Here is a 12973-nt window from a genome sequence, read left to right as displayed (position 1 = left end):
CTGAACGTGGTGTGACCCTGAACACTAGAACACGTTACAGAATTTCGGAATAGAAGGGGAGAACTGTCGCCCGGATCGACGGGCGTCAGCTGTCGAGCGCGAGAACTCCGGCCCCGACGAGCGTTCCGGTGGCGCCCAACTCCGCGGGTACGACGCGCAGATCCGAGACGAACGTCAAGCGGGCGTGCCGGGCGGCGGCCGCGCGCAGCGGCTGCCACAGCGCCGGACCGGCCTGGGCGAAACCGCCGCCGACGACGGCGAGGTCGATATCGAGCAACGCCGCGGCGGAGGCGATGGCCACGCCCAGGGCGGTGCCCGCGCGGTCGAGTGCTGTGACGGCCACAGGATCGCCCGACACGGCCGATGCCGCGATGTCGATGCCCGTCGTACCGTGCCAGCCCTGCGAACGCGCCCACCGCACGGCCGCGGGACCGCTCGCCACCGTTTCGAGGCAGCCGACGCCGCCGCAGGTGCAGGCCTCGGTGCCACCCGGAACCACCAGGTGACCGATGTGTCCGGCGTTTCCGGTACGCCCGGTCGCGATACGTCCGCCGAGAACCACACCGCCGCCGATGCCCGTCGAGACCACCAGGGAGACGAGATCCGACGTTCCGCGCCCGGCTCCGTGGCGATGCTCGCCGAGGGCCGCTGCGGCGCCGTCCATGGCGAGCCGCGTCCGCGCGGCGGGGAAGAGGTCGCGGACGGCGTCGACCAGGCCGAACCCGGCCGACCACTCGTCGATGTTGATGGGGGAGACACGACCGCTCGTCGAGTCGACCGGTCCCGCGCAGGCGATGCCGACGGAGGTGATCGTGGCGTCGGCCGCGACTTCGCGCAACAGCGTGGCGCACGCGTCCCAGACACCGGACGCGGGGGTCGGGGTGATCGACGGTTCCGGGACGGTGCCGCCTTCTCCGACCAGTCCCGCGGCGATCTTGGTGCCGCCGATATCGAGCGCCAGGCGGGCCACGGTCAGCGCTTCTTCAGCACGAGGACGAGATTGCTCACCAGGAATTCGCGCAGCCCCGGGACCCGCACCATCCACCACGCCCACCGCGGATGGTAACGAGGAAAGGCTGCGAGAAGCTCGGCGTCGGTGGTACGTTCGGCCCACCGAAGACCTTCGGTGGCACCGACTTTGAACAACGACACGCCGTAGCGGTTCTTGGGTTCACGACCGGTCTTGCGGGCGTACCGGCGGGCGGCATATTCGCCACCCAGCGCATGCCACGGGCCGGTCTCGTGCCCGCCGAACGGTCCCCACCACAACGTGTACGACAAGACGATCAGGCCGCCGGGTTTCGTGACCCGGACCATCTCGTCGGCCATCGCCCACGGTGTGCTGACGTGCTCGGCCACATTGGACGAGAAACAGATGTCCACCGAGGACGTGCGGAACGGCAACGCGAGCCCCGAACCGCGGATGGCCCCACCCACGGTCAGACCGGCTGCGTGCATCTCCGACGGGTCGGGCTCCACCGGGACGTACCGGGCACCGGCCTCCAGGAAGACATCGGCGAAGTAGCCCGGCCCGCCGCCCACGTCGAGCACCGTGGTTCCGGTGAGGTCCTGGTCGGTGAGTCCGCAGTACAGGTCGCCGATGAGCTCGACCGAATCGCGGGCCAGTGCCCCGTAGAACAGGTCGGGCGCGGTCTGCTCGTGCCGGAAGTCGCTCAGCAGCCCGAACGACCGCTTCAAGGTCGCCCGTCGACCGAATCGTCGGGTCACGGGTGGCGTCGTCACGGATAAGAACCTTAGCGACTGGGGCCCAGCGGACGGCAATCGTGCGCGACGCTGCAACGCTCGACCCAGTACGACCGATAGGGTGTTCGAGGACTATCGAGCGGCAACCCCGCCTCGGACCGAGAAAGAGCCGCACCGACCACAGGAGTTCATGAACGTGCACGAGGTTCTGCTGCTCTGCTGGCGAGACACCGGGCACCCGCAGGGTGGAGGCAGTGAGCGGTATCTCGAGCAGGTCGGGGCGCAGCTCGCCGCGCGGGGAATCAAGGTGACTCTGCGGACCGCCGGTTACCGGGGCGCGCCCAGGAAAGAGACGGTCGACGGTATCGAGATCAGTCGCGCGGGCGGTCGGTACAGCGTCTACCCGCGCGCACTGGCGGCCATTGCGGCAGGCCGGCTCGGGTTCGGACCCCTCAAGGGAATCCGGCCGGACGCTGTCATCGATACCCAGAACGGCATCCCCTTCTTCTCCCGCACCGTCGCGGGTGCACCGGTGACGCTGCTGGTGCATCACTGCCACCGCGAGCAGTGGCCGGTCGCAGGAAGGCTGGTCGGCAAGATCGGCTGGTGGGTGGAATCGCGACTGTCCCCGCGTACTCACCGCGACAACCAGTACCTCACCGTGTCGCTGCCCTCGGCCGACGAACTGGTCGAACTCGGTGTCGAGCGCGAACGGATCGCCGTCGTGCGCAACGGTGCCGACGACATTCCCGTCGGCGTCGCGGTCGGCTCCGCGCAAACCCGGACCGGCCACCCGAGCGTGTGTGTCCTCTCGCGTCTCGTCCCGCACAAGCAGATCGAGGACGCCCTGGAAGCTGTTGCGGCGCTGCGGCCTACGATCGCCGACTTGCACCTGGACGTCATCGGCGGCGGCTGGTGGGAACAGAACCTCCGAGACCGTGCCCACGAACTCGGCATCGGTCACGCAGTCACCTTCCACGGCCACGTGGACGAGTCGCGCAAACACGAACTGCTGTCACAGTCGTGGGTGCACGTAATGCCTTCCCGTAAGGAGGGATGGGGTCTCGCGGTGATCGAGGCTGCGCAGCACGGTGTTCCGACCGTCGGTTACCGCAGCTCCAAGGGCCTGACGGATTCGATCGTCGACGGCGTGACCGGGGTCCTCGTCGGCGGCATCGACGCCGCCACCGCCGACGTCGGCGACCTCACGGCGGCCGTCAGTGCGTTGCTCCTCGACGCGGAGACCCGCATGGTTCTCGGTGAGAAGGCACGTGTGCGTGCGGGAGAATTCTCCTGGGAGCAGACCGGCAACGGTGTACACGAGGTGCTCGCCGGTACCGCCGCAGGTCTGCGGACCTCAGGACTGGTGTCGCCGGTGCTGCCGCGTCCGGAGGCGCGGGACCGCACGCTCCGTGCGCTTCAGGGCCTCGAACACGCCGGCGCCGAGTAGTCCCCCGATCAGCAGCGCTGCCCACAGCGCGTGTGCTGCGATCACCGTCGCCCGCATCTGCGCGGTCGCTTCCCGGGCCGTCACGTCGCCGTCCACTCGATACAACGCGAGATGCTCGTCCGAGAACAACGGTTGCAGCGCCGCCAATGTTTTCGCGGATTGCCCGTGTGGCCCGGGCGTGTCGCGCTCGACGAGCACCCAGCGCACGCCGAGCGACGCCAGATCCGAGGGCGAACCCCCGCCCTGGAGGACCCGTTCCACCTTCTGCGCGCGGGAACCCTCGCCTGCGACGGCACGCCCGTCCACCACCAGTTCGCCCGACTGCAGGACGTCCACGGGCAGCAGGCGGGGCGCCGGGTCCAGGACGGCCGCCTCCCCGCTGTACGGGAACCGGCGGAACATGCCGGTGGGCAGGACCGCGACGTCGCCGCTGTCCGGTTGGGCCTCGAGCCGGGACGTCACCTGCTCCCATGATTGGGGGTACCGAACCGGCCGGAGCGCGCCGCCCACACCCCATACGAGGTCGGGCAGGGCTAGCACCACGATCAGGGCGGCCGACACCGACCAGAGGGCGGGGCGTCGCAGCACCGCCGCGGCCGCGGCCAGAACGTAGAGCGGTGCCGCCGCGGCCACCCACTTCTGACCGTCCCGGAACAGGCCGGCGCCGGGCACGTTCTGCACCGCCCACCGGCCGAGGTCGAGACCCCAGGGCGTGGCGCCGATCGTCGGCATCACTACCGCCGCCACGGCGAGGACCGCCAGGGCCTTCACCACGGGATGGCGACGTCGCCGCCACAACGCCGGTACCCCACAGAGGACCACGGCGAGCAACATCACGGTTCCTACCAGGGCGAACAGCGTCATGCGACTGTTCGGAACGGCAGCGTCGTTCCACACCCCGCCGAGTCCGAGCAGGCTGCCCACTGTCGCGAGTCCCGGCTCGGCGCGCGCCGCGAACGCCGCGACCCCGGCGGGGTCGGAGCTGTCGGCACCTCCCGTGGAGAGCGCGGTGGCCGCGAGCCAGGGCGCGCTCGCGAGACCGAACAGCACCAACACACCGGCCGACCTCCACAGCGCAGACGGTCGCCCACCCGGAACCACCAGGACCGCCAGCGCCGTCACTGCCGCGAGCATCACACCGGTCGGGGTGAGGCCTGCTGCCGCGAAGCAGGCGGCGAGCGCGAACCAGCCCGACCGGCGACCCCGGCGAATGGCGAGCGCGGCACACACCGTCCACGGCAGCGCCGCATACCCGGCCAGCAGGCTCCAATGACCTTGGAGTAGTCGCTCGGCTACGTACGGGTTCCACAGCATCACCGTCGAACCCACCAGCTGGGAGCCGAGCCCTGCCGTGGGCAGCACGGCGCGAACCATCCGGGCCGCGCCCCAGCCGGCGGCCCAGAGGGAGAGGAACAAGGCCGCCTTCACCACCAGCCCACCGTCGACGATCGTGCTCAACGCCGCGATCAGAGCGTCCTGCGGTACCGCGCGCGCCGCGGCATCCGTCAGACCCAACGCCGAATCCGTCGGATACGAGCGTGGTGTGCTCACCGCGTCACGCAGCAGCAGATATCCGGGACCGAAAAGAGGGCCGAGAATCAGTGCGGCCAAGACCAGGCTGTAGCCCGCCGGAACGGACAGTGTTCGGCTCCGGGCGGTCATGAGCGGCCACGATACGTGGTACATCGGCTCGGCTCGTTCGCCGCGTAGTGCATCATGGGGCGCATGACCCGCCAGAGCCTCACCACCTCGGCAGTCGCCGGAGTGACCATGGTGACGGCCGGGTCGATGGTCGCGAACGTGGCGTCCTACCTGCTGCATCTTCCGGCCAGCCGCTGGCTCGGGCCTGCCGGTTACGGCGAATTCGCGAGCCTGCTGGCCGCCCAGCTGGTTCTGGCCGTGCCTGCGCTCGCGCTGCAGACCGTCGTCGCGCGCGAAGTAGTCAGGGGCAGGGGTGCGCACGCGGTGCGTCAACTCGGCTATCGATGCGCCGTCATCGTCGGAATCGCGGCGCTTCTCCTCGCACCCGCCGTTGCATGGGCTTTGGAGACGGGCATGCTCGCCACCGTCTCCGCGTTGATCACCGCGCCGGTGCTGGTCCTGCTCGCCACCGAACAGGGACTCCTGCAGGGCGCCGCGCGTTTCGGTCCCCTCAGCATCGTCCTCGCCGGCGCCGGGATAGCGAAGGTGGCCCCCGCCGTCGTGGTCCTCGCCGTGGGCGGCGGTCCGGGATTCGCGCTCGCCGCCAGTGCAGTCGGAACGGGGGTCGTCGCGCTGGCCGCGCGCGTGTTCGCCGACCCGGACCCGGCCGGGGCGACGAGCACGCCCATCGGAGTCGCAGCCGTCCTGAAGGCGTCGCAGGTGCAGTTGGCGCTGATCGCGTTGTCGTCGATGGACCTCGTCCTCGCCCGAATAGTCCTCAGCAACGACGACGCCGGTCTCTACGCCCTCGGCGCAGTCGCGACCAAAGCCGCGTTCTGGCTTCCACAGGCGGTCGGTGTGGTGCTGTATCCCCGGATGGCCAGCCCAGCACACTCCGTGCAGGCAGTCCGATCGGCGATCGCCGTCCTGGTCGGCCTCGGCGCCGTTTTGGTCGCGGTCGTCGCAGTGAGCGCCCCGCTGGTCCCACTCCTCGTCGGCGAGGCGTACCAGCCGGTGCAGTCACTGCTGTGGCTGTTCGCCCTCCAGGGGGCCTGCCTGGCGGTGCTCCAAGGCGCCTTGCTGTCCGCCATCGCCGGGGAGCGGACGTACCTGGCAGTCATCGCCTGGATCGGCTTCGCCGTCGAGATGGCCGGCATGCTCACCCTCGCCTCCACCGTTGGTCAGTTCATCGGTGTGGCCGTCACCGTTGCGGCGAGCACCGCGATGGTCGCAAGCGTTCTCGCGGTCCGGAGCGCCCGGCACGCGGTAGCGGTCTAGGTCGCTCGCTCGGATCGCTTCGTGCGGCACCCAGCCCACCGGCCGCAGACACGACGAAGGGACCCCGGTTATTCCGAGGTCCCCTTCGTCGTGTCTACGTGGTGTCCGGGTGGACTGCTCTACCGCTGGTCGTACCTGCGCGGATCGGCGACCGGAATTTCTTCGGTCTTGTCCGTGGTCCAGTCGTGCTGTTCCGTCGGCGCGTCCGAACCCTCATAGTGGCGTCCACCTTCCGCGGGGGGTACGCCTCCGCCGGTGGTCCGGGCCGGCTGCGGGCCCTTGCCGCCGCGGAGTCCGAGGATGATGCCCGCGATCAGTGCGATGAGTCCGAGGATGCCCGCGATGATCGGGACGGTGCGCCCGAAGGTGCTGATCTTGTCCATTCCGTCACGGGCCTGCTGGACCTGGTACTCGATGGTCTCCTCGTTGAAGGGCAGTTCGACCTTCAGGACGTCGATTTCGGGCCGGGCCTTGTTGCGGGCGTAGTACTGGTGCAGCTGCTCCTGGCCCTTGACGACGACACCGGTTTCGGGCTCGACCCACAGGTCGCGGACGTTGGTGTACCAGCGCGTCATGGTGACGGGCAGCGTGCCGCCGGGGACGCCCCAGGCTTCGGCGGGCAGGGTCAGCTTGTTGGTGGGCGAGTTGACCACCTTCGACAGATCGACCGGCTCGATGGTCTGGTTGTAGTGGTACACCTTCAGGCCGTTGATCTCCGTCTCCTCGACGAAGTTGATGTCCTGCGTGGCGCGAGCGCTGAGGTCGAAGTAGGGGTAGCTCTTCTGCTCCGCGTTGAACGGGAACTTGTACTGCAGTCCGTCGCGCGGAACTTCCTCGGCAGGCTGGTTGGGCTGCGTCTGGATGGTGCCGACCGGGTCGTTCGTCGGCATCGACGTCTGGCGGTCGACGGTGTTGCGGTCGACGATCGCGGACAGCAGGCCGGTGTCGCCCTGCTTGTCGGTGCGCCGCAGCGTCTGCCCCGCCTGGAGAGTGACGACGTCCGCGTTCGCGGGGTCTTCGGTGGTGACGTAGCGCTGTGACACCAGTGGAACGTTCGTGTTTACTTCGGCCTTGCCTGCGAGGAGAGCCTGCGAATTGAGTACGCTGCCGGAGCCTTCGGCAATCGTCGTCACTTCGAGGTCCAACGGCGTCTTCTCCAACTTGCCCACCGTGTAGGTGGGAATGAGTATGGCGACGGCCAAGAGGAAGGCACCGAGGCCCACCAGAATGCAAGCAAGTATCCGGCTCGGCCCTGAGCGCTCCGCCATGCTGTCTCTCCTAACCCAATTCTGTCGATTGAGATTCCCCCACCGGCAGCATGGCTGCACGGATCGCATGGAGCCCACATCGACACCACGTGAGGCAAAACACTAACAGTCCCGAAGGCCCATCTGCCCCATCGGATAGTAAACGCACCGGCGCTTCTCCAGCGAAGTGACACGGGCGCAGTTTTCCGTCTCGAGGCCGGGACCAGGCACACTGTTGTTGATGACCAGTTCAGTTCCGACCTCGGAGGCGCCGGTGCCCGCCGAGACCCGCGACACACCTCGAGGGTTCATTCCCGCCCTCGAGGGAATGCGTGGGCTCGCCGCTCTCGGTGTGCTGGTGACGCATGTCGCCTTCCAGACAGGAGCGACGCACACCGCGGTTTTGGGTCGGATCTGGGGACGGTTCGATCTGGCGGTGGCTGTGTTCTTCGCGCTGTCGGGGTTCTTGTTGTGGCGCGGGCACGCCGGGGCCGCGCGGGGCTTGGGACCCGCGCAGGGAATGGTGCGGTACTGGTTGTCACGGGCGACACGCATCCTGCCCGCCTACTGGGTCGCGGTGGCGGTCGTCCTGACTTTCCTCCCCACCGCGCACGCGAGTTTCCGCACCTGGTGGGCCAATCTCGGTCTCGTGCAGGTGTTCGTGCCGCTGACCCTCACGGACGGGCTCACCCAGATGTGGAGCCTGTCGGTGGAGGTGGCGTTCTATCTGGTGCTTCCCCTTCTGGCCTTCGCGTTGGTCCGACTGCGGGGCTCGGCCGCCCGACTGCGGATCCCCGCGATCACGGCACTCATCGCGGTGAGCCTGACGTGGGCCTTCCTACCCATCCCGGCGCCGGAGGGCATCCATCACGACAATTGGTTGCCCGGATACCTGCCGTGGTTCGGCGCGGGGATGGTGCTGGCCGAGTTGTCGGTGTGCCCACCCGGGCGGATGCACCGCTGGGCACGGCACCGGGTCGCGATGTTCCTCGTCGCGGCGGTCGCCTTCGGTCTCACCACCACCGAGCTCGCCGGGCCGGAGGGGCTGGTACGACCCGAACCGTGGCAATACGCCATCAAGATGGCTCTCGGTGCCGTGATGAGCTTCGCGCTGATGGCTCCGCTGGTGTTGTCCGACACGTCGCGGCACCGATTCCTGGCCAGTCCCGTTGCTCTGGCCGTCGGCCGTTGGTCGTACGGAATCTTCATCTGGCACCTGGCGGTGCTCTCGATCGTCTTTCCGGTGTTCGGTCTCGTGCCGTTCGCCGGGCACTTCGTCTACGTACTGATCCTCACCGCGGTGCTCAGTATTGCGGTGGCCTCGGCCAGCTACGCGCTGGTGGAGGAGCCTGCACGGCGCGCGGTCATCCGGTGGAACACCCGCCGCGCGGTCGCGGAGCCACCGACGGGCAGCACGGCGAGTCCGGCGGCGATCAACGCCACCAGCACCGGGAACTGAACGAGGAACGAGTGCCCCACGTATCCACCGGGCGCACGCCACGGTCCCGTGGAGAGCATCGCCACCCCGAGCATCGTGGAGGCACCTGCTACGCCGACGAGAACCCTTGCCGTGGTGGCAGATCCGCGTAGGCGAATCAGGCCGGCGGCGAGCGCGGTCAGCAGGATGGTTGTCGCGCCGCCGACCGGTCCGGCGATCACCGTCGACGCCACGAGAAGTCCCAGCCATCCGGCTGTCGCGCTGCCCCACGTCCTCGGCGCGGCGCCGAGGTCTCGGACAGCTTCCCGTGCGCGCCGAGGCAGGCATGCCGCCGCGATCAGCGGTACGAGGAGCAGCAGCCCGCCGAAGATGCCCAGGCGGTACCAGCGGTCGGTGGGGAAGTCGAGGGTGACGGTGCCCTCTGTTCCGGCCGGCAGGATCCATCCCTGCTGCCACCCGTCGACGACGACGGGGGCAAGTTCGCGTCCGTCCGGTGCGGTGGCGATCCAGCCGACATTGGTGCTCTCGGGGACGACGACCAGGCGATCGGACTCCGACCGGGAAACGGCAAGTTCTCGATGATTCTCCGTCCAGGCGGTGGTCGACATCTGTTCGGTGGGCACCGCACGCGCGCCCGTCCCCGCGTCGAGGCGGAGATCGTCGACGAAGAAGGCCGACCCGGGTTGCACGAAAACGTCCTGCGCGCCGGCGGCGAGCGGAACAGGGGCAGGGGAATCGCACAGCGTGGCCGGCACGGGGTCACCCGACAGCAACTGTTCCGCGGTGGTGGAGATGCTCGTGCGCACGAGGCGTCCGGCGACCGAGATCACCGGGCCCTCCTCGCAGGGCACCGAGACGGGGTGGTCACCGGAGTCGTCGCTGGGGCCCGACCCCGGCAGCAGGGCGCCGTCCGCACCCAGCACCCCGACCTCGGCGAGCCCCGCGGGTTGCAGCTGCGCGAAGCCGAGGGCGTTCTGATCGAGAACGTCCTGCCAGGACACCAGGCTGAGCATGATCCGATCCGTCACGCGGGGTTCCACGGCGACGGTGAGATCGTCGCCGACGTCTCGGACTTGAGGGCCGTCGCCGAGGTCGACGGCGACCGTCGTCGGAGCGGCGGGTATGGCTCCTGCGCTGGGGGTCAGCTCGAGGCCCGTGACGAGTGTGGGCTCCGGAAGGCGAAGGGTGAGGCTGGGTTTCGCCCCTTTGCCGCTGGTGGTGTCCTGCATGGCCGACCAGCTGGTCCGCGGGTCACCGTCGGTGGCGGCGAAGGCGGATCCGCGGAGATCGCCGATGTTGCTCGTGCCGTGCGCAGTCGGTCGGTCCGGGCGGGTCAGAAGCTCTTCGAGCGCGGCGCCGTGGCGTGCCCGCACTGTGAGTTGCGGTGTGACGGCGGTGGGGGCGGGCACCGACAAGGTGCGCTGGAAAGTGCCGGCCTCTTCCGGTGGCAGCGCGAAGGCGTTGCTGCAGCGGACACGGTCGGGGGCCTCGGCGCAGGCATTGCGGCCGGGCAACTCCTGGGTGAGGTTCCACCCGGACACCGACGCGCCGTCGGGGGTGGGAGGCAGCACCGTGCGGTATCGGATGGGGACGGTCACGGGTGGTGCGTCGCGGCGGGAAAAATCCTGCACCGACACCTCGCTGATCCCGAATTGAGTTCCGGCGGAACCGTTCTCGGTGCGGGTAGCGGTGATGCGCACCCACGGAGTGTCGCCGCCCGGGACGGACACCGTGATCGGCTTCCCGGGTGCATCCACCTTGACGGCGGTGCTGCCGTTGGGCGTGGACACCTCCATCCAGCGGACGGGAGCGCCGATGGCCGCCGGGCTCGTTGTGATCTGCAGCAGGGAGCTCGTCGGAGGAGTGTCGAAGTCGATCTGAAGCCACTGGCCGAGCGCCCGCTCGATGCCGTTGCTGAACCAGCCCGTCGCGGGGTCACCGTCCACGGTCGCGGCGGCACTGCTGGCAGGTGAGGTTCCGCCTAGCTGTGTGGCGTCGGACGCGGCACTGGACACGCTGAGCCGGGCACCTTCCCACTTGCCCTCGACCAGCGGTGTATCGGCCACCGAATAGTCGGGTACGAGGTTGTGGGTGCGGCGCGCGTCCTCCGGGGACCGCAGCGCCGAGCTGTGGTTGTCGACCTGACCGTAATCCGTCTCGCGGTTCCGGGGAGTGTCGGTGACGGTGACGTCTTGCACCGGCAACCCGGCCTGCTGGGCATCGGCCGCGAGGAGCACCGGCCCCGCCCCGGGAAGGGTCCCGTTCTCGCGCAGGCGCTGCAGCGACTCCGGGCCACCCTGTACGAGCGGGACGTCGTCGAGGTCGGCGGTGTACGGCCCGCTCGTCGCCGGGGAGCCGTCCGGCATCGACACCGCGAAGATCTCGATGGCCGGATACCGGGGCCGGAGATCGCTGTCGATCACGAGGCCGTCCACCTCGCCGGGCCCGATGTCCTCGCCGAATTCGGCCACCCGGGTCAGACCGGGTGAGCCGGTGACCGCTTGGTGGGCCATGATCGGTCGCGTCGACCGCGACGTGTCGGGATCGAGATCGTTGCGGAGTACCAGGTAGTGGATGCCCTGGCCGAGCAACGTCGGGGCCAGACCGTCCGACGGGCGGCCGTCGGTGATGAGGCGCTGGACCGAGTCCATCGCGCGGATCGTGCCGGGCGGGGTGAGCGGGACCGCGTCGCGGGACGCCCACGGTGTGGTTGCCAGCGCCTGGATCGGTTCGTCGCGGGTGAGCCCCCACACCTGACTGCCGAAAGGCGCACCCGGTACGACGAGTGCTCGCTCGGCGTCGGACCCGTCCGGGCTCGTTCCGCCGGCGTTGTGCTCGAGCCAGGTCGCGGCCTGCTGCCAGTAGTCGGGCACTTCCGGATAGGTCCCGCGCGGTGCGAGTTTCCCCGTCCAGGCCAGGGAGGTGGCGAGCGTCAGGGCGACGAGGACCAGGCTGGTGACCGCGACCATCGGTTCGCGTTCGGGATGAGCGAGCGCGCGGCGCCACCGTACCGCCGGGACCGAACCCGGCAAGGGCACCTGGGCGAGCAGATGAGCGAGTCCGAGGACCAGCGGTAGCCGCACGAGCGGCTCGAGCTTGTGCACGTTGCGCAGCGGAGCGCCGGTGGAGTCGAGGAACAGACGTACCTGTTCCGCGACGGGAGATCCGAGTTCACCGATGTAGCCGGCGGCCAGTCCGGTGACGCCGACGAACAGGATGAGCACGAGGCGTCCGCGCGCAGGCATCGCGCGCATGCACAGTCCCGCCAGCCCGGCCGCCGCGATGACTCCGGTGGCGGCAACCGCGGCGGGCTGGGTGACGAGGACGGCACCGGCGATGCGCTCGGGGGAGACGAACGGCGTCCAGCTGTCGGTGCCGCGGAGGATCTCGGCGAGCGAGGTCCACTGGGTGGTCACCCCGGACGATTCGATGTAGTCGAGGAACGGCGGGCTCACCTTCCCAAGGAGCAGGAGGGGGACGATCCACCACAGGGTGGCGAGTGCGAGAAACGGAAACCACCACACGGTGAACGTCCACCAGCGCCGGTTGGGCCGGTGCGATATCCACCAGAGGCCCGCCACCAGGCACGCTGCGACGGTCGCGACGGCATTCACCGCACCCATCAGCGCCACAGCCAGCGCCGATTGTGCCGCCAGCCGCGCAGGTGAACGCGACAGTAGCGGGCAGCGGACTGCGGGACTCGGATTGCCGAACGCCACGACGAGCGGCAGCAGAACCCACGGGGCCAGCATCATCGGCAGAGTTTCCGAGGAGATCGAGCCGAGGGTGGTGAGGACGCGCGGGGAGAATGCGAAGGCGATTCCGGCGATGACCCGCGAGGAGCGACTCCCGACGCCGAGGGCCTCCGCGAGACGGACGATGCCCCAGAACCCGGCCACGAGCAGCAGGGCCCACCACACGCGTTGGGTTATCCAGGGAGGAATGCTGAGGACGTCGCCGAGCGCGAAGAAGGCACCGTGCGGAAAGAAGTACCCGTAGGCCTGGTTCTGGACCTGGCCCATCGGCGCCTGGCTGCTCCACTGATGTGCAGCCCGTTCCAGGAATCCGATCGGATTCTGGGTGAGGTCATATTTGGTGTCGGCCGCGAGCCGGCCGGGAGTTTGCAGAAACGAGAGAAAGAACGCTACGACAGAGGCGCCGAACAACCACCGTCGGGACAGAGGCTCCCCCGAGGGGGCCATGGACGACATGGCC

At 69.2% G+C, this 12973-nt stretch carries 7 protein-coding genes and 1 pseudogene; 3 read left to right on the top strand and 5 right to left on the bottom strand.

Going from position 1 to position 12973, the window contains the following annotated elements:
* Positions 1–85: 85 nt before the first annotated feature.
* Positions 86–970 carry an ROK family protein gene (locus CBI38_RS25510; RefSeq protein ID WP_109333280.1) on the bottom strand — a complete coding sequence of 295 codons (885 nt, stop codon included), beginning with the start codon at positions 968–970 and terminating at the stop codon, positions 86–88.
* A gap of 2 nt (positions 971–972) precedes the next feature.
* On the bottom strand, positions 973–1728 hold the full coding sequence (locus CBI38_RS25505; protein WP_109333278.1) for a class I SAM-dependent methyltransferase: 756 nt from the start codon (positions 1726–1728) through the stop codon (positions 973–975).
* Positions 1729–1900: 172 nt separating this feature from the next.
* Here CBI38_RS25505 and CBI38_RS25500 point away from each other — a divergent pair, with 172 nt between their 5' ends.
* Entirely contained in the window at positions 1901–3154 is a 1254-nt protein-coding gene (locus CBI38_RS25500) for a glycosyltransferase family 4 protein (protein ID WP_109335353.1), read from the top strand.
* On the opposite strand, the gene CBI38_RS25495 is transcribed toward CBI38_RS25500, so the two are convergent.
* Positions 3062–4816, bottom strand: a complete 1755-nt coding sequence (locus CBI38_RS25495; RefSeq protein WP_109335352.1) for an MmpA family trehalose lipid delivery protein — start codon at positions 4814–4816, stop codon at positions 3062–3064. The two genes, CBI38_RS25500 and CBI38_RS25495, sit on opposite strands and share 93 nt — an antisense overlap.
* 54 nt (positions 4817–4870) lie before the next feature.
* Here CBI38_RS25495 and CBI38_RS25490 point away from each other — a divergent pair, with 54 nt between their 5' ends.
* On the top strand, positions 4871–6073 hold the full coding sequence (locus CBI38_RS25490; RefSeq protein ID WP_109333276.1) for a polysaccharide biosynthesis protein: 1203 nt from the start codon (positions 4871–4873) through the stop codon (positions 6071–6073).
* A gap of 119 nt (positions 6074–6192) precedes the next feature.
* On the opposite strand, the gene pgfA is transcribed toward CBI38_RS25490, so the two are convergent.
* The gene (gene pgfA, locus CBI38_RS25485; RefSeq protein ID WP_109333274.1) at positions 6193–7341 is read right to left on the bottom strand and encodes a cell envelope lipid trafficking protein PgfA; all 1149 of its coding nucleotides are present in this window, start codon (positions 7339–7341) and stop codon (positions 6193–6195) included.
* A gap of 220 nt (positions 7342–7561) precedes the next feature.
* Here pgfA and CBI38_RS25480 point away from each other — a divergent pair.
* Positions 7562–8626 (top strand): annotated as a pseudogene (locus CBI38_RS25480) (acyltransferase family protein); the annotation flags it as partial.
* Between the two features lie 23 nt (positions 8627–8649).
* Here the strand turns inward: CBI38_RS25480 and CBI38_RS40335 are convergent.
* On the bottom strand, positions 8650–12969 hold the full coding sequence (locus CBI38_RS40335; RefSeq protein WP_109333272.1) for an alpha-(1->3)-arabinofuranosyltransferase: 4320 nt from the start codon (positions 12967–12969) through the stop codon (positions 8650–8652).
* Between the last annotated feature and the right edge of the window lie 4 nt (positions 12970–12973).

Origin of the sequence: Rhodococcus oxybenzonivorans (assembly GCF_003130705.1) — a bacterium.
In the GTDB taxonomy this organism is placed as follows: domain Bacteria; phylum Actinomycetota; class Actinomycetes; order Mycobacteriales; family Mycobacteriaceae; genus Rhodococcus_F; species Rhodococcus_F oxybenzonivorans.
This window is presented reverse-complemented; position numbering and strand designations above follow the sequence as displayed.